General features: G+C 33.0%; 28 protein-coding genes. 5 read left to right on the forward strand and 23 right to left on the reverse strand.

Annotation, left to right across the window (positions count from 1 at the left end; genetic code table 11):
- Positions 1 to 1,201: 1,201 nt before the first annotated feature.
- From ACODSB_RS14220 to ACODSB_RS14235, 4 genes are all read right to left on the reverse strand, one after another.
- Entirely contained in the window at positions 1,202 to 1,675 is a 474-nt protein-coding gene (locus ACODSB_RS14220; protein ID WP_488937537.1) for a hypothetical protein, read from the reverse strand.
- Between the two features lie 14 nt (positions 1,676 to 1,689).
- Positions 1,690 to 2,400, reverse strand: a complete 711-nt coding sequence (locus ACODSB_RS14225) for a hypothetical protein (protein WP_488937538.1) — start codon at positions 2,398 to 2,400, stop codon at positions 1,690 to 1,692.
- A 290-nt stretch (positions 2,401 to 2,690) separates the two neighbouring features.
- Positions 2,691 to 3,278, reverse strand: coding sequence for a hypothetical protein (locus tag ACODSB_RS14230; protein WP_180857567.1), 588 nt, complete (start codon positions 3,276 to 3,278; stop codon positions 2,691 to 2,693).
- A gap of 7 nt (positions 3,279 to 3,285) precedes the next feature.
- Positions 3,286 to 4,563 (reverse strand): hypothetical protein, encoded by a 1,278-nt coding sequence (locus ACODSB_RS14235; protein ID WP_488937539.1) that lies wholly within the window; start codon positions 4,561 to 4,563, stop codon positions 3,286 to 3,288.
- A gap of 327 nt (positions 4,564 to 4,890) precedes the next feature.
- On the opposite strand from ACODSB_RS14235, the gene ACODSB_RS14240 reads away from it, so the two are divergent.
- Positions 4,891 to 5,307 (forward strand): helix-turn-helix domain-containing protein, encoded by a 417-nt coding sequence (locus ACODSB_RS14240; protein ID WP_488937540.1) that lies wholly within the window; start codon positions 4,891 to 4,893, stop codon positions 5,305 to 5,307.
- Between the two features lie 186 nt (positions 5,308 to 5,493).
- Here ACODSB_RS14240 and ACODSB_RS14245 read toward each other — a convergent pair whose 3' ends face one another.
- From ACODSB_RS14245 to ACODSB_RS14260, 4 genes are all read right to left on the reverse strand, one after another.
- A complete protein-coding gene (locus tag ACODSB_RS14245; RefSeq protein ID WP_488937541.1) occupies positions 5,494 to 6,123 on the reverse strand; it encodes a hypothetical protein in 630 nt (209 codons plus the stop codon).
- Between the two features lie 232 nt (positions 6,124 to 6,355).
- Positions 6,356 to 6,586: a DUF4287 domain-containing protein gene (locus ACODSB_RS14250; RefSeq protein ID WP_488937542.1), complete on the reverse strand. Its 231-nt coding sequence runs from the start codon at positions 6,584 to 6,586 to the stop codon at positions 6,356 to 6,358.
- Between the two features lie 59 nt (positions 6,587 to 6,645).
- A complete protein-coding gene (locus ACODSB_RS14255; RefSeq protein ID WP_488937543.1) occupies positions 6,646 to 6,981 on the reverse strand; it encodes a cyclic-phosphate processing receiver domain-containing protein in 336 nt (111 codons plus the stop codon).
- Between the two features lie 157 nt (positions 6,982 to 7,138).
- Positions 7,139 to 8,866, reverse strand: a complete 1,728-nt coding sequence (locus ACODSB_RS14260) for a M14 family metallopeptidase (protein WP_488937544.1) — start codon at positions 8,864 to 8,866, stop codon at positions 7,139 to 7,141.
- Between the two features lie 195 nt (positions 8,867 to 9,061).
- Here ACODSB_RS14260 and ACODSB_RS14265 point away from each other — a divergent pair, with 195 nt between their 5' ends.
- Both ACODSB_RS14265 and ACODSB_RS14270 read left to right on the forward strand, forming a co-directional pair.
- Entirely contained in the window at positions 9,062 to 10,423 is a 1,362-nt protein-coding gene (locus ACODSB_RS14265; protein WP_488937545.1) for a DEAD/DEAH box helicase, read from the forward strand.
- Positions 10,424 to 10,600: 177 nt separating this feature from the next.
- Positions 10,601 to 11,047 (forward strand): hypothetical protein, encoded by a 447-nt coding sequence (locus ACODSB_RS14270; protein WP_053473527.1) that lies wholly within the window; start codon positions 10,601 to 10,603, stop codon positions 11,045 to 11,047.
- A 124-nt stretch (positions 11,048 to 11,171) separates the two neighbouring features.
- Here the strand turns inward: ACODSB_RS14270 and ACODSB_RS14275 are convergent, their stop codons facing one another.
- From ACODSB_RS14275 to ACODSB_RS14290, 4 genes are all read right to left on the reverse strand, one after another.
- A complete protein-coding gene (locus ACODSB_RS14275; protein WP_232682207.1) occupies positions 11,172 to 11,750 on the reverse strand; it encodes a PhnA domain-containing protein in 579 nt (192 codons plus the stop codon).
- A gap of 167 nt (positions 11,751 to 11,917) precedes the next feature.
- A complete protein-coding gene (coaD, locus tag ACODSB_RS14280) occupies positions 11,918 to 12,376 on the reverse strand; it encodes a pantetheine-phosphate adenylyltransferase (protein ID WP_053473525.1) in 459 nt (152 codons plus the stop codon).
- A gap of 113 nt (positions 12,377 to 12,489) precedes the next feature.
- Entirely contained in the window at positions 12,490 to 13,182 is a 693-nt protein-coding gene (locus ACODSB_RS14285; protein ID WP_053473524.1) for a DUF421 domain-containing protein, read from the reverse strand.
- A 155-nt stretch (positions 13,183 to 13,337) separates the two neighbouring features.
- A complete protein-coding gene (locus ACODSB_RS14290; protein ID WP_053473523.1) occupies positions 13,338 to 14,309 on the reverse strand; it encodes a D-alanine--D-alanine ligase in 972 nt (323 codons plus the stop codon).
- 249 nt (positions 14,310 to 14,558) lie between these two features.
- Between ACODSB_RS14290 and ACODSB_RS14295 the strand changes: the two genes are divergently transcribed.
- Positions 14,559 to 15,179: a PASTA domain-containing protein gene (locus ACODSB_RS14295; RefSeq protein ID WP_053473522.1), complete on the forward strand. Its 621-nt coding sequence runs from the start codon at positions 14,559 to 14,561 to the stop codon at positions 15,177 to 15,179.
- Entirely contained in the window at positions 15,169 to 16,215 is a 1,047-nt protein-coding gene (locus ACODSB_RS14300) for an RluA family pseudouridine synthase (RefSeq protein ID WP_488937546.1), read from the forward strand. Before ACODSB_RS14295 ends, ACODSB_RS14300 begins: the two co-directional genes overlap by 11 nt.
- Positions 16,216 to 16,437: 222 nt before the next feature.
- Here the strand turns inward: ACODSB_RS14300 and ACODSB_RS14305 are convergent, their stop codons facing one another.
- From ACODSB_RS14305 to ACODSB_RS14355, 11 genes are all read right to left on the reverse strand, one after another.
- The gene (locus tag ACODSB_RS14305) at positions 16,438 to 17,718 is read right to left on the reverse strand and encodes an ATP-binding cassette domain-containing protein (RefSeq protein WP_488937547.1); all 1,281 of its coding nucleotides are present in this window, start codon (positions 17,716 to 17,718) and stop codon (positions 16,438 to 16,440) included.
- A 64-nt stretch (positions 17,719 to 17,782) separates the two neighbouring features.
- Positions 17,783 to 18,634: a sulfurtransferase gene (locus ACODSB_RS14310; RefSeq protein ID WP_488937548.1), complete on the reverse strand. Its 852-nt coding sequence runs from the start codon at positions 18,632 to 18,634 to the stop codon at positions 17,783 to 17,785.
- An 11-nt stretch (positions 18,635 to 18,645) separates the two neighbouring features.
- Entirely contained in the window at positions 18,646 to 19,497 is an 852-nt protein-coding gene (locus tag ACODSB_RS14315; protein ID WP_488937549.1) for a ThuA domain-containing protein, read from the reverse strand.
- Positions 19,498 to 19,509: 12 nt separating this feature from the next.
- Entirely contained in the window at positions 19,510 to 19,899 is a 390-nt protein-coding gene (locus ACODSB_RS14320; protein ID WP_053473518.1) for a DUF1398 domain-containing protein, read from the reverse strand.
- A 157-nt stretch (positions 19,900 to 20,056) separates the two neighbouring features.
- Positions 20,057 to 21,046 (reverse strand): alpha/beta fold hydrolase, encoded by a 990-nt coding sequence (locus tag ACODSB_RS14325; RefSeq protein ID WP_488937550.1) that lies wholly within the window; start codon positions 21,044 to 21,046, stop codon positions 20,057 to 20,059.
- A gap of 107 nt (positions 21,047 to 21,153) precedes the next feature.
- Complete coding sequence (locus ACODSB_RS14330; protein ID WP_488937551.1) at positions 21,154 to 21,987, reverse strand: mechanosensitive ion channel family protein; 834 nt, start codon at positions 21,985 to 21,987, stop codon at positions 21,154 to 21,156.
- 63 nt (positions 21,988 to 22,050) lie between these two features.
- The gene (locus tag ACODSB_RS14335) at positions 22,051 to 22,440 is read right to left on the reverse strand and encodes a hypothetical protein (protein ID WP_488937552.1); all 390 of its coding nucleotides are present in this window, start codon (positions 22,438 to 22,440) and stop codon (positions 22,051 to 22,053) included.
- Between the two features lie 12 nt (positions 22,441 to 22,452).
- Positions 22,453 to 22,890: an acyl-CoA thioesterase gene (locus tag ACODSB_RS14340; protein WP_053473514.1), complete on the reverse strand. Its 438-nt coding sequence runs from the start codon at positions 22,888 to 22,890 to the stop codon at positions 22,453 to 22,455.
- A 126-nt stretch (positions 22,891 to 23,016) separates the two neighbouring features.
- Complete coding sequence (locus tag ACODSB_RS14345; RefSeq protein ID WP_488937553.1) at positions 23,017 to 24,249, reverse strand: RNA polymerase sigma factor; 1,233 nt, start codon at positions 24,247 to 24,249, stop codon at positions 23,017 to 23,019.
- A gap of 47 nt (positions 24,250 to 24,296) precedes the next feature.
- Positions 24,297 to 24,644 (reverse strand): YciI family protein, encoded by a 348-nt coding sequence (locus ACODSB_RS14350; protein ID WP_180857589.1) that lies wholly within the window; start codon positions 24,642 to 24,644, stop codon positions 24,297 to 24,299.
- 47 nt (positions 24,645 to 24,691) lie between these two features.
- Positions 24,692 to 25,144 (reverse strand): carboxymuconolactone decarboxylase family protein, encoded by a 453-nt coding sequence (locus ACODSB_RS14355; protein ID WP_488937554.1) that lies wholly within the window; start codon positions 25,142 to 25,144, stop codon positions 24,692 to 24,694.
- Positions 25,145 to 25,228 lie beyond the last annotated feature (84 nt).

Raw genomic sequence — 25,228 nt, forward strand, 5'->3', positions numbered from 1 at the left:
TACAATTTAAATAACCTAAGCTAAAATTAACCTTAACGATAGCGCGGATTTGTAACCGTGCCCGTAAAGAGAAGCATTATCAACCCGTAAAGAGCAGCATTATCAAGCCAAAAAGACGTAAGATATACTTTGCGGGCACGGATTGTAAATCCGCGCTATCGGTTTTCAAGTTTTTTCGCCGGCGAGCGCGCCAGTGAGAATTCATTCCGTTAGGAATGTTTGATTGGTAGCCAAAAAAAGATTTGTGTTTATACGTTCCGTAGGAACGTTTGAATAATGTAATCGATATATTGTTATTTTGAATCTTACGTTTTACTTGCAGATTTTTTTTTTAGTTTGATTTTACAATTTAAATAACCTAAGCTAAAATTAACCTTAACGATAGCGCGGATTTGTAATCCGTGCCCGTAAAGAGAAGCATTATCAAGACAAAAAGACGTAAAGATATACTTTGCGGGCACGGATTACAAATCCGCGCTATCGGTTTTAAAACTGATATTCTTTTTCCAATTAAAAAGCCTAATAAAACTTATGTTTATTAGGCTTTTTTAGATTGCGTTCACGAGCGAGATGTTTACGCTAGTAGAGCACAAAGCTTATTTGACTTTTTTGTAAATTTTATACAATAAGTATACTATTGCTGCCAAAAAACATATATAAAATATTTGCCAAATTAGCAATGATATTGAGAAGTCATTAATTGTTACATCTTTCATAATTATATAGTTTAAAGTCTTTTACCTGTAATTGTTATTATAATATCAAACTGCTGCTTTTCTTGTCAAAACTATGGCATAAACCGAAGCTATTATAAATAGAACTAATGGGATTACAAAAGCAGTGTTTATCCTGTGGTAATTGTACAGTATTCCTGTGATGTAAAACATTATAAAAAATAAAATTACAAAACAGCTCAGCAAAATTTTATAATTTCTGCTTCTTAAAAATAAAACAAGCAGACCAGATGTAGGAATGGCTATTAATCCTTGCCAAAGTATTGACGACGTGTTATTAAAGAGGTCGTACAAAAACTGGTAGAAATAGATCAGTAACAGGGCAAAATTTGGAACCCCATTCTCTTGGACGCCGCTGATTAATAAAAAAGACAGCACTGCGATAAATTTTACAACTCGTAAGTTTATGGACATGATTTATTTGTTTTAGGTGCGTTATTGATATCTCGCTGGCGCAAGTACTCATTTTAGAAGTCTGAATACTCCCAGTCCACCTCATATCTAATTACTTTATTATTGCCTATTTCTTCTAATACATAAACCTTAAAATAAGACTGGCAACCCTTTGGAGGGTAAATCAATTTAATATTTTTTTTCCTTTCCACTTCTTCTTTTTTCTTTTTGAAAAATTCACAAGCCTCATTTTTCAAATTAGTTGTGTTTTCAAGTCTAAGTTTTTTTAAAATATCAACAGAACAAGTGTCTTTTTTGTGCCTTTTTATATCAAAAATGAAACTTTCACCTTTTGTGTTAAAGTAAATTTTACTTTTATTTTCTTTTTTTTCAAGTCCACTATTTTTTTCTCTATCAAATAGTATATATTTTTTGGGTTTTAAATATTTTTCTCCTCCTTTGTATAGAGTAAAATAATCATTTGATTTTGTTTGTGCATTTATAAAATTAATTGTTAGAAATACTAAGAGACAAATATTTTTTTTCATAATTAGTTACAATTTTAGGGGTCTTTACTGCCATCTTTTTTCAATCGATCAATTTCATAATTAATATCTCCTATTATTTTGATTGATTTATCATAAGAAGAAAATTTTTGAAAAAATGCTCCAGCAATAGTCACTTCTTCATTATTTGACTTGTAAGGAACATCTAAATTGTTTATCCTATATAAATCAAAAACATAAGGAAGAAATTTTACTCCCTTATATTTTTCGGTAATTGATCGATATACTTTAAGAAAAACTTCCTCATATTCTCCAACAGGTGAAACAATTATGTTTTCAATAGCCCAGGTTTTTCGCTTGCCAACAGGATGTGAAATTTCTTTAAGATGGATATTTTCTAAAACTTCAATAGTAAAATAATCACCAATCAAGCTTTTATAAAAATGTAATTCTGTTCGACTCTCAAAGGTGTTTTTTAACCTTATAACTCCCGAAAAATTAGGAACTAATCCAGCTGTTGTTCCAGATACGTCATGAAAATCTAATTTTAATTTTTCTAAAAGACCAATATTCCATTCTTTTTCATAGTAATCTTTTTTACTGTTTTTCTTAATTATTTCATTTAATGCGACTATTCCTGAATAAGAAAAGTAATTTTTATCTTCTCTTGTTAGACCTATTGGATAATATTTCTTTATACAATCACTTATCTCTGAAAAGTTGTCAGAAAGATCATCAATAGTAATATTTACAAAATTGTTAGTCATAAGAAATATTTTTATTTACAATAAATAGCCCTAGAATATTCTAGGGCTATTATTAGTATGATTTAAACTTCTGAAACTAGTATTAAAATGTTATTTTCTTAAGTAATGATATAAAAGATGTAAAACATAAAATATAAAAGCAAACAAAAAGACAAATGTTGCTACGGGGATATAAGTTAGCACGTAATAAGTATCGTGGATATTAACATCTAAACAATATTTAGATGGATAAATACAACCATAAATCAGCAATGCTCCTCCTAAAATCAGAAGGAAATAAATAATGTATTTCATAATCTAGTGTAATATTCATCTAAAAAAAACGCATTAAAAAATGTAAAATCTCCAAATGGGATAAATCCTCTGCTAATCTGCGGAAGTTTGTAGTTCAATAATTCTGTAGGGAACTTTGAAATTTGGTATTTTTTTTCAACTAATTCATTAATTTTATGAATTTCATCAGCATACAAAACTTCAAGATTTTCATTTTTATATGGTTTTTCAATCCATTTTCCAAGACTTAAATCAACTTTTGCATCTAGAACATAACATGTAAAATATGGGCACAAAACACTTATGTTTAAACAAATAGAATGAAGATTTTTATCATTCATTTTGGTAAGTTGTAAATTGAAGGCTCTATCACAAGAACTAAACAAAGTTGCATCATGAAAATTCATGTTTAAGTTTATTGCTTTGAAATCTTCTATTAATTCAGTAAAACAGCCTTCATTTCGATGCTTGTTCTCAAAAAAGATTAATGTTTTACATAAATTTTTATGCTCATAACTTTCGTTATATTTTTCCAATTCACTTAGTTCCGAAATATTAGACGGATAATTTGAATTTGAAATATTTTTTAAAATTTCGATTATCATAATATATTTAATTACAATTGCTTGGGAAAAGCCAATTATTTCGATATTCAGTTGGTGGGACTGTGCTGACAGGATTTAGTACTAATCTACTTCCGGGAACCATAAATTCAAATTCATCTTTCAATGTTTTTCTAAAAAATTGATCTACCATTAATTCAGTTGCAGGAATAGCTTTATAATAATTTTTTGTTTTTTCCATTGCTGTGTTTACCGCCTTTGCGGCAATACTAGCTGCTATTCCAGAAGTAATGTCTGTATTTCCTATTGATGTATTTGTAGGCATTTGAAAAGATACTGCTTGTGGTAATACGATTGTTTCCGTACTAGTGCGTAATGGGGTTAAAGATTGAATTATTACAATATTAAATCGAATGTTTTTCACAGCAGCTTCTTGCCAAGGTACACCATTTAATTTTATAAAATTAAAGCTACCACAATCAGGATAAACATCTTTAATGTCAGATCCACTACTTTCACCAGTACCTCCTCCTTTAGGAGTACTTGAATTCCCACTTGAACCTCCATCTCCACCAAATGCGCCAGCAATACTAAAGTCCCTAGGAGCTAGAGAGGGAGTTGGAGCTGGAGATTTCTGCGTAACAATAACATTATTTAATGGAATAGCTCCATTCCCTCCTCTTGTGGTTACTATTCTTTCTGCTCCGGGGCCATCTCCTTCGTCGAACATGGGAGCCATTTTACCTGTAACATTTCTTTTTGTATTTGCATCTATGTCAAATACCATTGTCACATCTTTTATCTCTCCCGTAATGATGTCATTTTCAAATTTAGCCCCTTTTAAAAAGCCTTTTTTAAAATCCCAATGAATGATATAACCGCTAAAAAAAGTTAAATCCTCAAAACCCTGCTTTTTTTGGCTGTCATCAATTTTGTCTTGCGACTCTGGAAATCTCTCCTGCATTAAGGCCTGATACTTTGATCCCGATTCATACAAATATAACATTTTCTGTCCTTTGTAATCTGGATCTTCGGGATTGTCCTTAATAGGTACAGTGATTCCTGTAGAATTATTACTCAGTTGGATTACTTTGGCATTTTCCCAATAGTAATCAAGATTTCTAAATGCTTTATTAAATTCTCCTTCTTCTGATTTATTGGTTGTGGAGTTTGATTTGTAGTTTTCAAACCAATTTTTAGCCTGATCAATTTTAGCATTTTGGCTTATTAATTGACCTGTGTCATTTTCTTCATTGTCACAGCCAGCAGCTAAAACAATAGTGCCAAAAACCAAAAAAGGCATTAGTACTTTTTTTAATCTTTTCATAATAAAATAGTTATAAGGTTAGTATTCTTAAAACTAACCCTTCGAAAAACTATTCAACTGCCATATAAGTCATTTAAATATCAGAATAAGACATTTTTTTATTACAGAAATATCTGTTTCAACTTTGACATAATCTCAAGCGACAATCGCATTTAAAAGATTTTTTTAGATATTTAGTAATTTTTAGTTTTTAACTATTTCATGTCCCAAAAATCGTACTTTTGTTTTGATAACAAAATGATACAAATCATTTAAAATTGTATCATACATAGCAAAATATGTTTTTTACATATTGATTGTTGTGAACCTTAATATTATCTTTGACTTATGAGCACATTTACAAAATCAAACCATATAGGGCGAAAAATAAGCCGAATTCGTGAACTTAGAGATATGAAGCAGGAAGCTTTGGCGCAGGCTTTAGGAATGAGCCAGCAAGCAATTTCAGTTATTGAAAATAGTGAAGAGGTTGATGATGAAAAACTTAATGCTGTTGCAAAAGCTTTAGGAGTTAATGTTGAAGCTCTTAAAAACTTTTCAGACGAAGCTGCGATTAATTATTTTAATAATTTTTATGATAATAGCGGTAATAATGGTGCATTTTCACATGGACCAGTATTTACTTTTAATCCATTAGATAAATTAATGGAATCCATTGAAGAAAATAAACAGCTTTACGAACGCTTGATTCAAGCTGAAAAAGATAAAGTTGAGTATTTAGAAAAAATATTGAAGAATAAATAATTATTCTTTTCACAAATATAAAAAGCCTAATAAATTTTAATGTTTATTAGGCTTTTTTTTGTTGTTTTACTTTATATGTTTGTCGCTAGCGCGAGCGTCCCGCTCGTGACTATTTTGAATTATCTTAAATTGATTTTGATTGTGTTCACGAGCGAGACGCTCGCGCTAGCGTGGGGAATTTTGAAATTATAAATCAGCTCCTAATATCATTCTGCATTCTTTTTTTATAGCAATCATAATTGGTTGAACATTGGCATTAAGTCTTTTGTAAGCCGAGACTGCATTCTTTTTTACTTCTTTATCAGGAAATACTAATTTGTTAACAGGATGTTTTGGGTTATAATCGATAGAGATTTGAAAAGACTCTTCTAAAAACTCAGCAAGCATCGATTCAAGATTTTCACTAAAAAAAATTAAATTATCATCAACGTATCTTAGAAATTCATCGTGTGAAGATATAAAATTCATATGTAATCTTTCCTCGTTCTTTTCAAATGTTGTATTGTTTGGGATAATTTTGATTTCTGCAACGAAAAGACCCAAATCGTTTCTACTCTTATTTAGTAGTGCATAAGTTTTTTTTAAAACATTAAAACGTTCTTTATGTAATTCGGTAAACTTGAAATTTTCCTTTGCTATTAGTGAATTCAATTCACTTTGAAATTTTGCGATTTGTAAAGAATGTTCTTTTTTGGTGCTTTCAAGTTTCTTGTCAAAAGAGCTTTTTATTCTTCCTTCAATTATTTTGGTGATTATTAAAGAAATCAATGTAGGAACAATTGAATAGCTAAGAATGTTAGTTAATAAGTTTTCCATATTTGTTGTATTTTAAATAAACATAATTGATCCAGCAAAGCTTTGTGATCTTAGGGTTTTTAAAACACTCAAAATCAAAAAAACTTTACGATAAAAAACTAAAGCACTCTATAAAGAGGATATTGCATATGCACCTTCGCTAGCGCGAACGTCCCGCTTGTGAACACAATCTGAATTTATCAATATTTTAAAAAAGACACGAGCGGGACGCTCGTGGTAGCGGAATATATATTCATTCACTATCCTCATTTTTTATGCCTTTAAGCAACGCATAAATTGCCATTGAATGACCTTGTCCTAAGTCAAAATCATTTTTAAGCCAGTTAACAATATCTCCAGCTTTTACTTCTGGGTTTAATTTTCCCTCAGTTGTAAATCCTTTTTGTTCTGCTAAAGCTTTAAACTCGGCTGGATCATTTCCTGTTTTTTCTTTGATTGTTTTTAGATATCCTTGAAATGACATAATATTAATTTAGTTAGTTAAAGTATTTGTACGAAAATACAAATAAATGTTTAATTGTTTTAACCTCTCAAATGCTTAATATAATTATCAAGTAAACCCTGAATTTGCTGACTAGCAACAGGATTTGCAGAATGAACATTGAATTTTAAATTCAGTAAATCTATTCCAGATTCATAAACCAGCCATTTGGCGCAAGCGTAACCATCTTCAGCAACCTGATCATTTTCATCAAGACCTAAATCATTATCAAAACTAATTAATTCAGGAAGTCCTTTTTCAAGAATAACTTTTTTAAAATCATGAGAATTTCTAACCACAATGAAATCATCATTAGTTAGTTTTTTGTAAACCATATTTACGTCTCTAATATCGTCGAGAAAGAGTTTGTATGACATAATTTTAATGTAAAAATATTGGATTCAACTTTGTCAAAGTTTCAAACTTTGACAAAGTTCTACGCACAAAGCTTTGTGATCTTAACGTTTTTAAAAACGCTCAAAATAAAAAAACCTTAGCGCACTTTGCGTTAAAAAATATCGGCAAAATAAAAAACTAAAGCACTCGATAAACAGGATATTGCAAATGAGCTTTTTCATAATAAACAGAATGCTTGTAAATCCAATCCAGCTGCGCTTCAGAATTTTTAGCAAATTCAACGTCGGTTTGTTTTTTAGATTCTAGTTCCGCTTTTAGAGCAGGATTTTCTTTTAAAAGATTTGCCGCAGTATCTTCAAAAATATATTCAGAATAATGTTCTTTTTGCTGTAGAATTGGATCGAAGAAATTCCAATTAAAAAACGAATCAACGCCTTCTGGTTCAAAAGCTTCTACAAGATATTTTACACCTTTTTGGTTGGTTAGAACTAGGTAATCACCTTTGGCGAAAGCCATTTTAACGATTTTAGAAGTTACGGTTGTATTTCGATGTGCATAATGTCCTTCGTAAGCAGAAGGAACGGTTTTAAAATCGGCAATTCTGTAACTTTCTACTTCTATAATTGTATCGTTTTTAATTTGTTTAAATGAAATATTATTGTTTTTCAAAAGATCAATAATATTCCAATAACCTCTCGGAATAACATAAGCCGTAGGAATCACAACTTCCTTAACCGATTTAAATTCTTTGATATACGGAACGTCTTTTTTGTACGGTTTGCTTCGGTCGTAATACAAACGATTTCCAGTTGTGGCGTCGCTTTTTTTGTAGCCTGCTTCATATCCTAAAAACGAAAAAGTTGTAGCTCTTGTGCTGTCTAATTCCCATTTTAAAGTATAGGATTTTTTAGGCTGATATTGCTCTAAGTTTTTTACTCTCAGTTCTTTGATTTTCTGATAATTGGCATCGGTAAAATCCAAAGTCGATTTCATGTATTCGTATGTCATTTTTACACGCTCGGCATATTTTTTCAGCATGTGCGTTTCGACCACAAAACCAATCGTATTAAATAGGGAAGTATAACCCGTTGTATATCGCGGACTATCGACAAATTGCCCAAAACCTTTGTCTGGAGTATCTTTAAAAGAATCTACATAAGGCGTCGTTTCGATTTTCTTTTTCTGTAAATCTTTTACCAAAGCCGGCATCATTTCGTTGTTCATAAAATCGCCCAAAACAGTTCCCAGTTTATTATGCTGTGTCATAATATAAGTCAGCTTGTATTGATAATCAGATCCGTTGCTTACGTGATTGTCAATAAAAACATCGGCATTTATTTTTTGGAAAATCTCGACAAAACTTTTTGTATTTCTCGTATCCGATTTCATTAAATCACGATTCAAATCGTAGTTTCTTGCATTTCCTCTAAAACCATAAACTTCTGGCCCATCCTGATTCGCGCGCGTTGTCGAATTTCGATTTAAAGCTCCGCCAATATTATAAACCGGAATGCAGACTAAAACGGTGTTTTTTGGCGCTTTCAGTTTTCCAATTGCTAAATCTCTGTAAAATTGCATTGTGGCGTCGATTCCGTCCGGTTCTCCGGCGTGGATTCCGTTATTTACAAAAAGAACTGCTTTTGTTTTCTGGATTTTATCAAAATCAAATTCCTTGTCAGGATTAAAAGTTACCATATGTAATGGTTCACCAGAATCTGTTAAACCCATTTCTTTAATTTGAATCGTTGGAAAATCATTGGCTAAAAGCTTAAAATAAGCAATAGTTTCCTGATATGAAGCCGATTGATTTCCGTTTCCTTTTTCAAAAAAAGTATCGTATTTTTTACTGTTTTGAGCGAAAATGGTAAGCGTAAAAAGTGAAATGATAATGGTAAAAAATCTCATGATTTGGGTTTTTAATAGAAATCAAATATAGAGAAATTTAGATTTAAAGTTAGCCACGAATTTCACGAATTAATTTGTGGAAATTCGTGAAATTCGTGGCAAAAACTATTCAATCGTAGCTGAAAACTGTGACTGCGGCTGTAAACTGAATACTAAAAACTGTACACTGCCAACTATTTTCTCTACTTTTGCAAAATGAATAAAAAACACCATTCTAACAATATACTTTCGAATTTAGGAATTGAAAGCCTAAACGAAATGCAGGAAACAGCTCAGGACGTAATCCTGAACGACAACAATGTTTTATTACTTTCTCCAACCGGATCTGGAAAAACACTTGCTTTTTTGCTTCCTGTTTTAGAATTATTACAGCCTGAAATTTTATCGGTTCAATGTTTAATTTTAGTTCCGTCACGCGAACTTGGACTGCAGATTGAGCAGGTTTGGAAAAAAATGGGAACGCAGTACAAAGTAAATATTTGCTATGGCGGACATTCAATCGATACTGAAATTAAGAATTTAAGCAATCCTCCGGCAGTTTTAATTGGAACACCAGGAAGAATCGCCGATCATATTGACAGAGAAACTTTTAGAACAGATAAAATTCAAACGCTGATTTTAGATGAGTTTGATAAATCGCTTCAGCTTGGGTTTCACGAGCAAATGTCTTTTATTATTGCAAGATTACCGAAAGTCAACAAAAGAGTTTTAGTGTCTGCAACGTCAGATATTGAAATTCCGAAATATACACGAGTTGTAAATCCAACGGTTTTAGATTTTATTGTAGAAGAAGAGGAAAAGGCAAATCTTTCGATGAAAATGATTGTTTCTCCTTCTAAAGATAAATTAGAAAGTTTATTCAATTTAATTTGTTCTTTAAAATCACAGTCGGCTATTATTTTTTGTAACCATCGTGATGCAGCAGAACGTATTAGCGACACTTTAAATGAAAAAGGTATTTACGCAACGTATTATCACGGCGGAATGGATCAGGACGAACGTGAGCGTGCTTTGATTCAGTTTAGAAACGGAAGTATAAGTTACCTCATCACGACAGATCTTGCTGCGCGTGGATTGGATATTCCGGAAATGAAACACGTTATTCATTATCATTTGCCTTTAAAAGAAGACGAATTTACACATCGTAACGGGCGTACAGCGCGTATGCAGGCAACGGGAACGGCGTATATTATTGTTCACGAAAGCGAAAAACAACTGGATTATATCGATTATGGTATGTCTGTTTTGGATGTGAAAAATGTGACTTCATTACCAAAGCCACCAGAATTTCAAACAATCTATATTAGCGGCGGAAAAAAGACAAAACTGAATAAATTTGACATCGTAGGTTTCTTTTCTCAAAAAGGAAAACTTGAAAAAGATGATTTGGGACTTATCGAAGTAAAAGATTTTGTTTCGTTTGCGGCAGTAAAATTTGGAAAAGTAAAAGAGCTTCTGAAAAATATAAAAGATGAAAAAATGAAGGGCAAGAAGTTTAAAATTGAAGTTGCCCGAAATGTCATAAAGAAAGAAGAGGAGAAAAATAAGAAATTTTAGGCTTTTTGAGATAGTTTTAGAAAGTTAGAATTGTATTTATGCTTCTGTATATCAGGTTTTTATTGTTTATTGAACAACATTAACAATTTTGTGTTAAAAAAATAATGAATTGATAGCTGTTTTTTCAATATTTCTGTGTTTTTTTGTTGCAGTAAAATTGTAAATCCCAAATCCACTATGAAAAAGATTATTACCATTGCCATTTTGTTCTTTAGTTTTGTTTCGTTTGCACAAATTAAAGTTATTGAAACAGTTCCTGTAGAGAAATTAGGAAAAGTAAATAACAACTACATTCAGAAAATTGGAGACGAGTATACTGTATACTACACAAGTATCTTAAACGATGATGATTCTTCTCCGTTGAGAAAATTTTCTTTTAAAAACGTTAATAATGATTATACTAACCTATATAACATTATTATTGGCGGTTTTACAGCGAGTCCGTTATACGACATTAAATTAGAGTTGCCAAACAACTACATTTGGTTACACTACACAGGAAATGTTGTTCCAGACAAAGCTACAGTTCAATTTATGGTTTCAAGCAAAGATAGAGATGCAGCAACAAACAGCGTTTCTGAGCCATTAGTTAAAGATCAAATCAGCAAATTATTCCAAAAATAATTTGTTGTTAAAAACAATATATTGAAAAAGGCCGTTCAGTTTTTGAACGGCCTTTTTTAGTTTACAGTTTTCGGTCTCAGTTTACAGTTTTACTTGACTGAAAACTGCGACTGCGACTGAAGACTTATATCTTTTTCACGTATTGTGTAATAATAACAATTTGCTGTCCATCGACTTTTCCTTCGATATATTCGGCGTTTTCGTGGTCTAGACGAATATTTCTTACGGCAGTTCCTTGTTTGGCTACCATACTTGATCCTTTTACTTTTAGATCTTTAATCAAAACGACAGAATCTCCGTGTTGTAAAACAACGCCATTACTATCGCGGTGAACGAGTTTATTTTCATCATCTTCGCCTTCGCCAGTTGCTTGTGCCCAAGCCAGTGTATCTTCGTCTAAATACATCATATCCAGTAATTCCTGAGGCCAGCCGGCAGAACGTAAACGGCTTAACATTCTCCAGGCAACAACCTGAACCGGAACGTTTTCATTCCACATGCTGTCGTTAAGACATCTCCAGTGATTTAAATCAACATTATCAGGATTTTCAATTTGGTCAATACAGGTATTACAAGCTAATATAGCTTCATCAATACCGCCTTTTTGAGTTGGTAATACTTGATATACTTTTAGGTTTTCTTCGGCGCCGCAAAGTTCACATTTAGATCCGCTTCGTTTGCTTAATTCTCTTTCGATGCTCATTATTTATTGTTTGTTTTAAAAATGCGAAATTACTTATAATTTGCTTCGCTTGCAAGTTTATGATTTTGGTTGTTGCGAGGAACGAAGCAATCTCATTTGATAGGTTTTACCAGAGTAAAAACCATAGTGTGTTTGCTTCGTTTCTTGCAATGACTTTGCAGATATAATTATTTTTTTACCCTAACCGCATCCGGAACCAATAATTCATATTCACCGCCATTTCGTAATACATCACGAACGATACTTGAACTGATATAAGATGTTTTTGCTGCAGTTAATAAAAACACTGTTTCGATTTTAGAAAGGCGTCTGTTTGTGTGAGCAATGGCTTTTTCAAATTCGAAATCGGCAGGGTTGCGCAAACCTCTTAAAATGAAATTGGCTTTTAGTTTTTTGGCTAAATCAATAGTCAATCCTTCATAAGTTATAACCGAAATCTTTGGTTCATCTTTGAAGGTTTCTTCAATAAAGCGTTTTCTTTCTTCTAATGAAAACATGTATTTTTTTTCGGCGTTGACACCAATGGCAATTACGATTTCATCAAATAAAGAAATCCCTCTTTTGATAATATCTTCGTGTCCAAGTGTTATAGGGTCAAAAGAGCCCGGAAATATTGCTTTTCTCATTTTTTTGAGGTTCTAAGGTTCAAAGTTGCAAAGGTTCAAAGTTTTTAATAATTGTGTTGAAGCTTTGCTTTGGAATTTGGAATTTATCCCGAAACTTCGGGATTGGAATTTATTTACGTTATTCTAAGTGTTTTTATTGCCGAAACCCATTCGTCTTTTTTACAGATTTCGCAGTTTGTGGTTCCTTTTTTAACTTCTTGTGTATGACCGCAGAAAGTACAGGCGTAAATTCCGTCTGTTGAAATTATTTTACTTTTTTTATTGAACAAAGCTGGTAAAATAGGTAAGCCGTATTTTACATCTTTTTCTTCGTAGAAAAATACACTTATTTCGCCGCTTGGCTCAATAAAGGCATGTTTTACCTGTCCTAAATGTTCGATTGATTTTACGCGAAGTTCTGAGAAAAATTCGTCTTGTGCCAAAGTTTCTTTTTTAAAACTCGTTATAGAAAATTTTCCATCGTTAATTAAGCATTCGGTTTTGCCTTCTATAAACTCTTCAAATTTTTTGCTTTTTCCGGTAAGCCATGTTACAGAACGATACAAAATGATAATAACTAAAAAAACAATGGCTGCAGGTGCAATTCCAACATCTTCATAAAACATTGGGTCGCCGGCAGCAGACCCTAATGCAATGATAATTACGGTTTCGAAAATCGATAATTGTTTTACACCTCTTTTACCGGCCAGTTTTAACGTTAGCAGTAAAATAGTAAACATTACTGTTGAACGAAATATTACTTCCAAAAGGAAAACTTGTGGCAGTTCATTAAAAAATAGTCTATTCCATTCGAAGATTTCTTTCATTTTTTTAGGTGCTAAGGTTCTGAGATTCTAAGTTACTAAGTTTTTTGGAGATTTCTTGAGAAGGACTTCAACTTCGCTCAGTCTGACAGTTGTATAAATTAAAAAAAATAAAGGTGCTAAGATCTTAGAAACTTAGCACCTTAGTATCTTAGGAACTATGCCAAAGCTAACTCAATCGCATTTGTAAATAATTCTTCCAGAGAAATTCCGGCTGCTTTTGCCTGCTGCGGAATCAAACTTTCGGTTGTTAAACCCGGAATCGTGTTCATTTCCAGCATATATGGTTCGTTGTCTACAATGATAAATTCACTTCTTGAGAATCCCTTCATTTTTAAAACTTCGTAAGCACGTTTTGCTGTTTCTCCTACTTTTTTTGTCAACTCGTCAGAGATTCTGGCTGGTGTGATTTCTTGTGATTTTCCTTCGTATTTAGCTTCGTAATCGAAGAAATCATTATCAGATACAATTTCGGTAATTGGTAAAACTATAACTTCACCTTTGTAATTAATTACGCCTACAGAAACTTCAGTTCCGTCAAGGAAACTTTCTATGATAATTTCGTTGTCTTCTTTATACGCTACTTCAATTGCAATTGGAAGTTCAGCTTCAGATTTCACTTTTGAGATTCCGAAACTAGAACCCGCTTTGTTTGGTTTTACGAAACATGGTAAACCAACTTTTTTAACGATTTCTGCTGTATTGATTTCGTCACCTTTGTTTAAGTAATAAGAAATAGCGGTTTTGATTCCGTATGGTTTTAAAACAGATAATAAATCTCTTTTATTGAAAGTCAATGCCGATTGGTAATAATCGCAAGATGATTGCGGAATGCCTAATAATTCAAAATAAGCCTGCATTAATCCATCTTCGCCCGGAGTTCCGTGAATGGCGTTGAAAACGCAGTCAAATGTGATTTTTTCTCCATTTACGGTAACAGAAAAATCATTTCTGTCAATTGGGAATTCGGCGTCGTTTGCGTCTACATAAACCCATTTTTCTTTAAAAATATGAACTCGGAATCCGTTGTATTTTGTTTTGTCAAGATATTGGTAAACAACGTTTCCGCTGATAAGCGAGATTTTGTATTCGCTTGAATATCCGCCCATGATGATGGCAATGTTTTTCATTTATATGTTTTGTTTTATATTTTGTTTCAGGTTTTCTTTGTTTCAGGTTTCAGGTTTTTTGCCACGAATTTCACGAATTTTCATGAATTATTTTTTTCAAATCTGTTTACATCTGTAAAATCCGTGTGCGAACTACATCCAGCATTCACTAGGGTTATCTGCCTAATTGAGGAGTTTATTGTTTTAAACAAAATTATCATTTTTTTTGAAATGAAATACTTTATCTTTGCGACAACTAAAAATAAATTTATGAGTTTACGTAAGTATTTAACTAGCCGAGTGTTTTTCTTGCAGGTATTAAGTGCGGCTGCTATTGTTGCGGTTTTGGTTTATTTGTTTATGCATTGGTTGACTTTTACAACTGATCACGGACACGAAATTGCTGTTCCTAATTTAGCCAGGCTGACTGAAGAACAAGTTGAAGAAAAACTGGACGAGCTGGACTTAGATTATGTGCTTTTGGATAGTGTTGATTACCGAAGTGAATTTCCGAAATATAGTGTTGTAGAGCAGGATCCGCTGCCGGGAACTAAAGTTAAAGTAGGAAGAAAAATATATATTAAAATTAATTCTTCGGGATTTTCGTCTGTGAAAATTCCTGATTTAATTGAAAAAACATATCGTGAAGCGGTACCGACTTTAAAAGCTTTAGGACTTGAGCCGGGAACAATTACTTATATTCCGAATCTTGGAAAAGATATGGTTTTGGAAATGCGTTTAAAAGGCAGAAATTTAAAAGTAGGAGACCGTGTTTTGAAAGCGTCTAAAATTGATTTGGTTTTAGGTGACGGAAAAGCGAGTTATGTAGATGACAGTCAGGCAGCAGATAGTACAGCAGTGCCTGAAGAAACCCCAAAAGATGAACAATAATATTGAAGAAAATTTAGATCTGGAAGACGAATTATTCGAACATTACAGATTTGAAGTACCAAAAGGTCAGGCGTTTTTACGTATTGACAAATATTTGCTGAATTTGATTCAGAATGCTACGCGTAACAAAATTCAGAACGCAGCATCTGACGGAAATATTTTTGTAAATGATATTCCGGTAAAATCAAACTATAAAGTAAAACCTTTTGATGTGATTACGGTTATGTTATCGCATCCGCCATATGAAAACCATATTTTGCCGGAAGATCTTCCGATTAATATTGTGTATGAAGATGACGCCTTTTTATTAATCAATAAAGAGCCGGGAATGGTGGTGCATCCGGGTCACGGAAATTATACCGGAACTTTGGTAAATGCTTTGGCACATCATTTTGATAATCTGCCAATGAACAGCAGTGAGCGTCCTGGTTTAGTCCATAGAATTGATAAAGATACTTCTGGACTTTTGGTTGTTGCCAAAACAGAAGCGGCAATGACGCATTTGGCGAAACAATTTGAAGCTAAAACTACAGAGCGTGAATATATTGCGCTTGTGTGGGGAAATGTTGCGGCAGAAAGCGGAACAATTGAAGGAAACCTTGCAAGGCATTTAAAAGACCGCATGCAAATGGCCGTTTTTGCTGATCCTGAAATAGGTAAACCGGCAATTACACATTATAAAGTTTTAGAGCGTTTTGGTTATGTTACTTTGATTTCCTGCAAACTTGAAACAGGAAGAACGCACCAAATTCGTGCGCACATGAAACATATCGGACATCCGTTATTTAATGACGAACGTTATGGTGGACATTTGATTTTAAAAGGAACTACGTTTACAAAATACAAACAGTTTATAGAGAATTGTTTTAAAGCATTGCCGCGTCAGGCGCTGCATGCTAAAACGCTTGGATTCGTTCACCCAAATACGGGCGAAATGATGCGTTTTGATACAGAGTTACCGCAGGATTTTCAGGATTGTATTGAAAAATGGCGCAATTACGTGAAATCGCATAATATTGAAGATGAAGAGAATTAATTAGATAATTTGTCAATTAGAAAATTAGATAATTTCTTTAACGAAAATAAATAAAAAGCTCCTTTTGGGAGCTTTTTGTTTTGCTATAATTTTATATCGTTCCAATTTTCTGTAGAGGCGCACTGCAGTGCGTCTAACGTATTTTGGATATTCGTTGCGGAGACGCACTGCAGTGCGCCTCTACAGATATACTTTGTGCTATAATGCTATTGGCAATCTTTTTTAATTTAGCTCTGAGTGATATTTTATTTTACCGATTGATCCTGTTGGATTTGGTAGAAGTTCGAAAACAGAAGTAGGAGCGAGGCCTTGTTCTATTCTATGCGAAACGTACAGAATTGTAACGTTTGTTTCTTGTTTTATGGTGTTGATAAGCTGAATTACCAAATCTACATTTTCGTCGTCCAGACCTTCTACAGGTTCGTCTAAAATTAATAAGGGCGGATGTTTTAAAACGGCACGAACAATTAATGCGACTCTTTGCTGACCAATGGAAAGATCAATGAAACGTTTTTTTCTTAAATGTGTCATTTCGATAACTTCAAGCCATTGCGAAACAATTTGTTTTTGATGCGTTGTTGGCTCAATATAAAGTCCGATAGAATCAAAAAAACCGGAGAGAATCATTTCTTCCAAAGTGTGTCCTTTTTGAAATAAATCGGTCATTGAAGTTGCGAAGATTCCGATTTGCTTTTTGATGTCCCAAACGCTTTCTCCGCTTCCTTTTTTTCTTCCGAATAAATATAAATCCTGACCAAATCCTTTTGGATTATCGCCTGTAATTAAAGATAAAATCGTGCTTTTTCCAGAACCGTTCGGCCCGATTAACTGCCAGAATTCGCCTTGTTTAATTGTCCATGAAATGTTGTCAAGAATTTTTCTTTCGTCATAACTAACCGAAACATTTTCCAGTTTTATTAATACACTTTCGTGGAAGGAATGCGGCTCAATTGCTTTTGGAATTACTGCTGTATTTAAGGTTTTAAAATGACTTTCGGTTTTTGAAATGGGATGTAATTCAAATGTATTATCGTTTATCTGTGCTTTATTTGGAACAAATGCCAAAACATCAACAACACGATTTAGCAGTTGTATAATAGCAATTTCATTAGTCAGATCTTTTAATGAATCTGCCAAAATTACTCTCGAAGCCTGATCTAAATGATCAAACGGGTTATCGAAAATGATAAAATCCGGTTTTTGATTGATGCAGTATTTTAAAAACTCTTTTTTACGTTCGCCAGATGAAAACGTTCGTAATTGTCTGTGTGATTCTGGAGATGCTTCTACGCTGTCGTATTGGTATTCTTTTTCGATGAATTTTTCAATTGCAATGTCTGAGAATAAAATCCCTTTTTGAGTATTAAAAACGGCTAATTCTCCTTTTGCTTCTCCATTAAGTAAACTGTCTATGAATGCTTTTTTATTTACCTGATTAGATAAAAGTATATCCCAATGTTGCATTGTGGTATTTTGTTTATTGATTGTATTATTTTTTGCCACAGATTGCACAGATTTAAATGATTAATCTTTTTAATCCTTTTAATCTGTGGCAAAAAAATATAGTTTATTCTAATTTTTTAGTTGCCATTTCGCGGTCATTTCTTGACCATTCGCTCCAGGAACCTACGTAAAGTTTTGGAATTTCAATTCCGGCATAATCCAAGGCTAATAAAGTATGACAAGCCGTAACGCCCGAACCGCAATGTACAATTACATTTTCTGAGGTTTTATTATTTAAAACTTCTTGATATTTTTCAGCTAAAACTTGAGGAGATTTGAAAAGCCCATTTTCGTCCAGATTTTCACTAAACGGAACATTTACAGCTCCGGAAATATGTCCTGCAATTAAATCTAAAGGCTCTGTAAGTCCGTCAAAACGATTTTTGTCTCTTACATCGATTACGATATTTTCGCTGTTGTTTCGCGCTTTTTCAACTTCATCAATATTGGCGGTTTTTAAATTCCATTCTGAAATTGGATAATTTTCTGTTTTTTCAAAATTTTCTATTTCTGAACTAACAGGAAAACCAGCTTTTACAGCTTCTTGTAAACCTCCATTTAAAACCTGAACTTTTTCATGATTTACGGCTTTTAGCATCCACCAAAATCTCGCAGCGGCATTTGAGCCATTTTTATCATCATAAATGACAACATGAGTTTCTGGTGAAATTCCTGTTTTTGAAAGTACTTCTGAAAATTTTTCTAAAGATGGAAGCGGATGTCTTCCGCCATTTTTCGGATTGCAGTCGACTGTTGCTAAATCTTTGTTTAAATCGACATAACGAGCACCTTTTAAATGTTCTGCTTTATAGTTTTCTTCGGCATTAATTCCTGCTCTGGCATCGATTAAAATGATTTCTGAGGAATTAAATTTTACTAATTCTTCAGCGTTTATGATGGGTGAAAGTTTAGACATTTTTAATCCATTTATTTTTTAGAAGTTCCTAACCAAAGCAATGCATCAAGAATGAATTTGCTTTCGTTTTTATTTTCAAAAGTGTACGAAAGCGTTTTGTTGGTTCCGCCTTCATAATCAATATCATTATGTCCCATATTGACATACAGCATTTTATATTTTTTGTTTGTCCAAACTACAGGATAATAACCTTCGTGCCAAATTTCATGCGCTTTTGGCCCCGTTCCTAAAGGAAAACTGCTTTCGTCTATTGCCAAAAGGATTTTTATATCCGGATTTTTTCTCAGATCGTTGCTCCATCTGTACCATTCGTTTGGTGCAGACGTAAATGTTTTAGGCAGATTTTTGACTGCCGGATGCTGGTTTTCAACTCTTAAAACTGCCGATGTCGGGCGCCATGTATTACTTCCGTATTCTCCGGAACCTAAAAAGGTATTATGATACCAATCCCAATTTTGCGGATAACTCGAATTGTTTAAAGCAAAGGCCGAAAAATGAAATCCCATGAAACCGCCGCCATTTTCCATATATTTTTGAAAAGCTTCACGCTGTTCCGGAGTTTCCGGTCTTGTATCTAAAAATAAAACAACCTGATAATTGGCTAAAAATTTTGCGTTTAGATTGTTCCAGTTATCTGTAGAATCGTAAACAAAATGATTTTCTTCGGCTGCTTTTGGGAACCATTTATTGGCTTCATGCACAAAACTGATGTGTGCCTGATCATTTTTTGCGGTATAAAAAGCAATTACTTTAAACTTTGATTTTTCTTTTTTATGCTGAGAAAAACCTGAAAAACTTGCTAAAAAAAGCAATACTAAAACAGCTTTTTTAGTCAGCGAATAAATTGGATTTAAATTTGCCATCGATTTTTTAGATTAACCAGGGATTTTTTCAATTAATATTTCGTTTTCTGCACTGTCAAAATAAGTGCAGGTCATTTCGATAATATCAACTCTCCATTTTGCAATTCCGCATTGTCCGGCATGATTGCAAAAAGTAAGATAATCTGTTTCACCGTTCTGGTGTTTTACTAAAAACTCGATAAAAAGTTCTTTATTGACACTTACGGCAATCGAAATTGGATTGTATTTTTCATCAGATGTAACTGAATAACCATTTACACCATAATATTCAACGTGTCCGTCATTCACAAAAGTGTCGTAACCTTTTACGCCCAGAATAATTAAGTCTTGTATATAATTTGGAAAATCGGCGCCGCTTTTTACTTTAGCGTGTGCTTCTTTGATTTGGTCGATTGTAAACATATTATTTAATTTTTAGATTATTAGATAGTTATTGTCTGCCACGAATTACACGAATTTTTACGAATTTTTTATTTACGCTGCGCTCAAATTAATTAGTGTAAATTAGTGTAATTCGTGGCGAATAAAAATATAATTCGTGGCAAACAAAAAAAGATTATTATTTCAAAAATACGATTAATGGTTTTATAAATTGATCGAAAGATTCTATATGTGGTAAATGTCCGGTATTGGGAACTTCAACCAATTTTGAATTCGGAATTGCTTTTTGAGTTTTTTTGCCTAATTCAGCATAATTTCCCATTGTTTTCCGAATTTCTTCAGAAACCAAAGGCTTTCCTATTGCGGTTTTATCTCTTGTCCCGATGATTAAAAGCGTTGGACTTTTGATGTTTTTGAATTCGTATAAAACAGGCTGTGTAAAAATCATATCGTACATTAAAGCAGAGTTCCACGCCACTTTATTATAATCTGGAGCAGAAGTCCAGCCGGCAGAAAGTTCGGCCCATTTTTGATAATCGGGATTCCATTTTCCGTCATAATAATTTTCCATTTGGTATTTTTTGATAGCCTGATAATTTTGTTTTAATTCAGATTCATACCACCAATCGACAGGTTTGTATGGAACGACAAGTTTCCAGTCTTCTAAACCAATTGGGTTTTCCAGAACTAATTTTTCGGCAGTTTCAGGATACATCAAAGTAAATCTCGTGGCTAACATTCCGCCCATAGAATGTCCTAAAATAGTTGTTTTTGTAATGCCTAAATGATCCAGTAATTTTTTAGTATTTTCTGCTAATTGTTGAAATGTATACTGAAAATTATCTGGTTTTGATGATTTCCCAAAACCAATCTGATCCGGAACAATAACTCGGAAGCCTGCTGCCGTCAAAGCTTTTATTGTAGTTTCCCAATAAGCGCCGTTGAAATTTTTTCCGTGAAGTAAAACAATGTTTTTGTTATTGTAGTTGTCTGGTTTAATATCCATATACGCCATTTTTAAATTTTGGCGCTGATTATTCAATTCTAAAAACTGAACTGGAAACGGATATTCATAATTGCTTAAATTGATATCTAAGACCTTTATTTTTTCTTCTTGCGAAAAACAAAATATGGGTAAGACTAATATGAAGAGTTTTATAATTTTCATTCTGATGCATTTTTATTAAGAATTATAAATTTACCGCTATGCATTTTGAAAAGCAAAAATTAAAGCCTTAAAATTATCAGAAAAAAGAGAGAAGTGTCGTTTATAAACTATTTTTTAAGTGTTACAACTCTTTGCGGATACGGAATATCAATTTCGGCTTCGTCAAAACGTTTCTTTATACTTTGCAGTAAATCGCAATACATTACAAAACCGTCTGTAGAGTTTTTTGCCCAAGCCCAGGCTTTTAGTGTTACGCTTGAATCGGCCAGAGCTACAACTCTTGCTACAACTAAAGGCGTTTTTTGTTTTTTATTTTCGGCGGTTCTGGTGTCAATAAAAAGCGGATGTTTGGCAATTTCATCCTGCATGATTTCTAATGCTTTTTCGACATTCGATTCATAGCCAATTCCTATTTCGATTATTTTACAGCATTTGGTATCGTGCATATTGGTATTAACAATAATCTGATTGCTGATGACGGAATTTGGAATTATAATTCGGTTGTTTTCGGCATCTTTTAAAACAACTTGTCTCAAATTGATATCTTCAACTGTGCCGACAAAATTATTTATGGTGATTTTATCGTTGATTCTGAAAGGCTTAAAAATCACTAGAAATATTCCGCTCACAATATTACTCAAAGCCTGTTGCGAAGCTAAACCTGCAACTAGAGAAATTACGCCGGCACCTGCTAAAAAGGAATGCCCGATTATTTTAAATTCGGGAATTTGAATTAAGGCAAAAGCAAATCCCAAAATATAAATTACGGTTATAATAAAATGTTTTAAGAATTTTAATCCGGTAGGGTCATATTCTTTATCGCTTAATTTTCGATATAAAAAATAACGAAGCACTTTTTCTGTTATTGAACCTAAAACTATCGTTGTAATGGCTATAATAGCAATAAAAATACCTATTCTAAAGTCGGCTGTGAAATTCATTTTAGTAAAATTTAGTATTGAAAAAAATCCAAAAACGTATTTATTTTACGTTTTTGGATTTAACTATTCTAATACAATCATGGACTCAATGAGCCAGATTTTATTTGTTTTTTTTAAGTTGAACTCTATTGGCACCGTAATATTTTTATTAGGCGTCACAATAATTTGAGCAGTGGAATCCGTTTTTTCTTTTTCCACATAAACAGCATTTTTTTCTTTGTCAAGAAATTTCTTTTTTTGATCGTCAGGAATACTTTTCTTCATTTTTTTAAGTGTTTCCAAAGCCATCAAATTATATTTAGTGGGGATTAGTAACTCTTCTGCAGTTTTAGTATCGAAACGGTTCGTTGCCGCTAAATAAGCTTCAACGGTTTCTTTTGGAGAAGTTTCTTCATAGGATTCACAACTTGTTAAAATTGCAAGAATAACTAAAATAGAGATAAAATACTTCATATAATCTTTTGTTTAAAGTCCAACAAAATCATCACTTTTTGGGAAAATACTTAATGCCTGAATTGCAATTTCGGGAGTTGGAGAAGCCAGTTTTCTAAGTTTGGTATCCATCCATGCACCGTCGACTGTAATGGTGGCGCAAAGTGTGTCATCTTCTCGTCTAAACTCGTGAATGATGGACCAGCGCGAAGCATCGGCTTTCATTTTTGATGTTTTGGTATGAATAAATATTTTGTCTGAAAGTTTTAATTCTTTTCTAAAAACACATTCTTCCCTAAATAAAACGGGACCAAAACCCTGCGTTTGCATTACTCGTAATGTCAAGCCAAGTTCTTCGAGAATTTCGATACGATGCTGTGCACCAAAATCGTAATAAGCACTATGACGAACATGAAAATTTGGGTCAAGATCTGACCAGCGAAAAGAGATTTCCTTAATAAATGAAGCCATTTTTGTATTTGTAATTTAATAATTTTTTAAATGCTGTACTGAAATTGTTTTTTGAACATACATTTTAAGAAATCTAAATTACAAATAAAAACTGAATGGAACTGAGAAAGTAAATTGAGGATTAAACTATATTTTTAGTATACCGATGTTTTGTTTGATGATGTTTTTATCAGAAACGGAACTGGCAAGCTGCAAAGCTTTTTCGAAATGTTCGAGTGCTTTTTTATTGTCAATATCGGTATATAAGTTCCCTAATAAAGAGTAATAAAAATGATTCTCAGTTAAGTTTAATTTCTCTGCTTCAATAATGGCAGTTTGTTTTCCGTTTGTTTTTGCTAAAGCAAATGTGCGGTTGAGCGCTGCAATTGGCGAATATTCGAGAATTAATAATTGGTTATAAAGCTGTAATATGTTTTCCCATTTTTGGGCAGAATCTTCTTTTTGAGTATGCCAATATGCGATTCCGGCTTCGAGATGGTATTTCGTAAGTTTGTTTCCGGTTGATGCTTTACCAAGAAAATAAGTGCCTTTTTCTATAAGTTCCTGATTCCAGAGTGTTTCATCCTGATTTTGATATAGAATCGTTTCTCCGTCACTGTTTGTTCTGGCATCAAATCTTGAAGAATGAAAACACATTAAGGAAAGTAATGCATTTACGGGTGGCAGGTTTGTTGCCGGATTTTCGATTAATAAAAAAGTTAAACGCATGGCTTCGGCACAAACGTCTTTTCTTAAAATTGTGTTTTGAGAAGTCGAATAATAACCTTCTGAAAATAATAAATACAGGGTTGTTAAGACATTTTCGAGTCTGTTGTTGATTTCAGAATTGCTGGGCTGCTCAATTTTTACATTGGCTTCTTTCAGTTTTTCTTTGGCGCGGTTAATTCTTTTGTAAATGACTTCTTTATTGGTTAAAAAACCGTCTGCAATTTCCTGAATTCCAAATCCGCATAACAGATTTAGTGCCAATGCAATTTGCGCTTCGGCAGAATTTATGGGATCGCAAACTGTAAAAATCATGGCTAACTGACTGTCGAAAATGTTTTTATTGGATAAATCAATTTCAATTTCTTCAGACTTATTAGCATTGTGTTTTACTTCAACAGCAATTTTTTGTTCAAAAAGCGTATCGCGTTTTAAATAATTTTTTGTTTTGTTTTTTGCAACGGTATAAAGCCATGCCGTTGGATTCTCCGGAATTCCTTTTACGCTCCATAATTCTGTTGCGGCGAGAAAAGTATCGCTGGTAATATCTTCGGCGATTTCGATATTTTCAATTCCGAATAAATAACAGAGTACCGAAACTATTTTTCGGTACTCTGTTCTAAATAAATTGGGTAAAAGCTGACTTTCTTCCATTTTATAAAATTCCTTTTAAAAAGGATAAGAAGTTATTTTTAAGATTATTATGCTCCGGTTACGGCCATTCTAATTTCTACATTTCCGCCCAATTCTAAAATCGGACATCCGTTTGCAATACTTACAGCTTCATCATAATCTGCCGCTTTTATCATAATCAAACCGCCAATTGCTTCTTTAATTTCAGCATATGGCCCGTTGATTACGCTTTTGTTCGATTTTACAATTTTACCTTCACCATCCCAGCGTTGTAAAGGTTTTGCAAGCTTATCCTGAGCCGCAATTCCGCCCAGCCAATCCTGCCAAAGTTTAAGTGAATCCTGCAATTCCTGCGGAGAAGGCTGTGTTTCTTTAGTGATATAATCTCTTCTGAATATTAATACAAACTCGTTCATGATATTATTTTTTTAATGTCAATATTTTTGTGTGATAATTATTTTGATTAACCGAATTGTCCAACTTTGTAAGTTCCCGGTTCGTTAGGAAATGCAAGGTTGATGCGGTTCCAGGTGTTAATGTTTGTAATTGCCAAGGTTAAATCGATTAATTCCTGCTCAGAAAATTCGTTTGCAGCTTCTTTATAAACTAAATCTGGCACGTCGCATTTTGTTACAGCTTCGGCCCAGGCAAAAGCAGCTCTTTCGCGATTTGTGTAATATGAGGTTTCTCTCCATGCACTTAATCCGTATAAACGTTGTTCTGTTTCTCCTTTATGGCGTGCATCTTTATAATGCATATCTAAGCAATAGGCACAGCTGTTGATTTGTGAAACCCTAAATAAAACTAATTCTAAAAGAGCTGATTCTAAAGTTGATTTTTTTAAATAGCCGCCAATTCCGTAAAGTGTTTTTAAAGCGTCTTGTCCTTTTTCGTGAATGTTAATTCTTGTTTCCATTTTGTATAAAGTTTTAATGTTATACTCTAATAACAATCGAACTTTCGGAATTGGACAAAATATTATATTTTTTTTGAAATAAAT

The organism is Flavobacterium sp. FG68 (assembly GCF_057808895.1).

Bases quoted from the DNA above. Each gene is read 5' to 3' on its own strand.
- ACODSB_RS14220 (WP_488937537.1), bottom strand. From the start codon at position 1,675: ATGAAAAAAAATATTTGTCTCTTAGTATTTCTAACAATTAATTTTATA.
- ACODSB_RS14225 (WP_488937538.1), bottom strand. From the start codon at position 2,400: ATGACTAACAATTTTGTAAATATTACTATTGATGATCTTTCTGACAAC.
- ACODSB_RS14230 (WP_180857567.1), bottom strand. From the start codon at position 3,278: ATGATAATCGAAATTTTAAAAAATATTTCAAATTCAAATTATCCGTCT.
- ACODSB_RS14235 (WP_488937539.1), bottom strand. From the start codon at position 4,563: ATGAAAAGATTAAAAAAAGTACTAATGCCTTTTTTGGTTTTTGGCACT.
- ACODSB_RS14240 (WP_488937540.1), top strand. From the start codon at position 4,891: ATGAGCACATTTACAAAATCAAACCATATAGGGCGAAAAATAAGCCGA.
- ACODSB_RS14245 (WP_488937541.1), bottom strand. From the start codon at position 6,123: ATGGAAAACTTATTAACTAACATTCTTAGCTATTCAATTGTTCCTACA.
- ACODSB_RS14250 (WP_488937542.1), bottom strand. From the start codon at position 6,586: ATGTCATTTCAAGGATATCTAAAAACAATCAAAGAAAAAACAGGAAAT.
- ACODSB_RS14255 (WP_488937543.1), bottom strand. From the start codon at position 6,981: ATGTCATACAAACTCTTTCTCGACGATATTAGAGACGTAAATATGGTT.
- ACODSB_RS14260 (WP_488937544.1), bottom strand. From the start codon at position 8,866: ATGAGATTTTTTACCATTATCATTTCACTTTTTACGCTTACCATTTTC.
- ACODSB_RS14265 (WP_488937545.1), top strand. From the start codon at position 9,062: ATGAATAAAAAACACCATTCTAACAATATACTTTCGAATTTAGGAATT.
- ACODSB_RS14270 (WP_053473527.1), top strand. From the start codon at position 10,601: ATGAAAAAGATTATTACCATTGCCATTTTGTTCTTTAGTTTTGTTTCG.
- ACODSB_RS14275 (WP_232682207.1), bottom strand. From the start codon at position 11,750: ATGAGCATCGAAAGAGAATTAAGCAAACGAAGCGGATCTAAATGTGAA.
- coaD (WP_053473525.1), bottom strand. From the start codon at position 12,376: ATGAGAAAAGCAATATTTCCGGGCTCTTTTGACCCTATAACACTTGGA.
- ACODSB_RS14285 (WP_053473524.1), bottom strand. From the start codon at position 13,182: ATGAAAGAAATCTTCGAATGGAATAGACTATTTTTTAATGAACTGCCA.
- ACODSB_RS14290 (WP_053473523.1), bottom strand. From the start codon at position 14,309: ATGAAAAACATTGCCATCATCATGGGCGGATATTCAAGCGAATACAAA.
- ACODSB_RS14295 (WP_053473522.1), top strand. From the start codon at position 14,559: ATGAGTTTACGTAAGTATTTAACTAGCCGAGTGTTTTTCTTGCAGGTA.
- ACODSB_RS14300 (WP_488937546.1), top strand. From the start codon at position 15,169: ATGAACAATAATATTGAAGAAAATTTAGATCTGGAAGACGAATTATTC.
- ACODSB_RS14310 (WP_488937548.1), bottom strand. From the start codon at position 18,634: ATGTCTAAACTTTCACCCATCATAAACGCTGAAGAATTAGTAAAATTT.
- ACODSB_RS14315 (WP_488937549.1), bottom strand. From the start codon at position 19,497: ATGGCAAATTTAAATCCAATTTATTCGCTGACTAAAAAAGCTGTTTTA.
- ACODSB_RS14320 (WP_053473518.1), bottom strand. From the start codon at position 19,899: ATGTTTACAATCGACCAAATCAAAGAAGCACACGCTAAAGTAAAAAGC.
- ACODSB_RS14325 (WP_488937550.1), bottom strand. From the start codon at position 21,046: ATGAAAATTATAAAACTCTTCATATTAGTCTTACCCATATTTTGTTTT.
- ACODSB_RS14330 (WP_488937551.1), bottom strand. From the start codon at position 21,987: ATGAATTTCACAGCCGACTTTAGAATAGGTATTTTTATTGCTATTATA.
- ACODSB_RS14335 (WP_488937552.1), bottom strand. From the start codon at position 22,440: ATGAAGTATTTTATCTCTATTTTAGTTATTCTTGCAATTTTAACAAGT.
- ACODSB_RS14340 (WP_053473514.1), bottom strand. From the start codon at position 22,890: ATGGCTTCATTTATTAAGGAAATCTCTTTTCGCTGGTCAGATCTTGAC.
- ACODSB_RS14345 (WP_488937553.1), bottom strand. From the start codon at position 24,249: ATGGAAGAAAGTCAGCTTTTACCCAATTTATTTAGAACAGAGTACCGA.
- ACODSB_RS14350 (WP_180857589.1), bottom strand. From the start codon at position 24,644: ATGAACGAGTTTGTATTAATATTCAGAAGAGATTATATCACTAAAGAA.
- ACODSB_RS14355 (WP_488937554.1), bottom strand. From the start codon at position 25,144: ATGGAAACAAGAATTAACATTCACGAAAAAGGACAAGACGCTTTAAAA.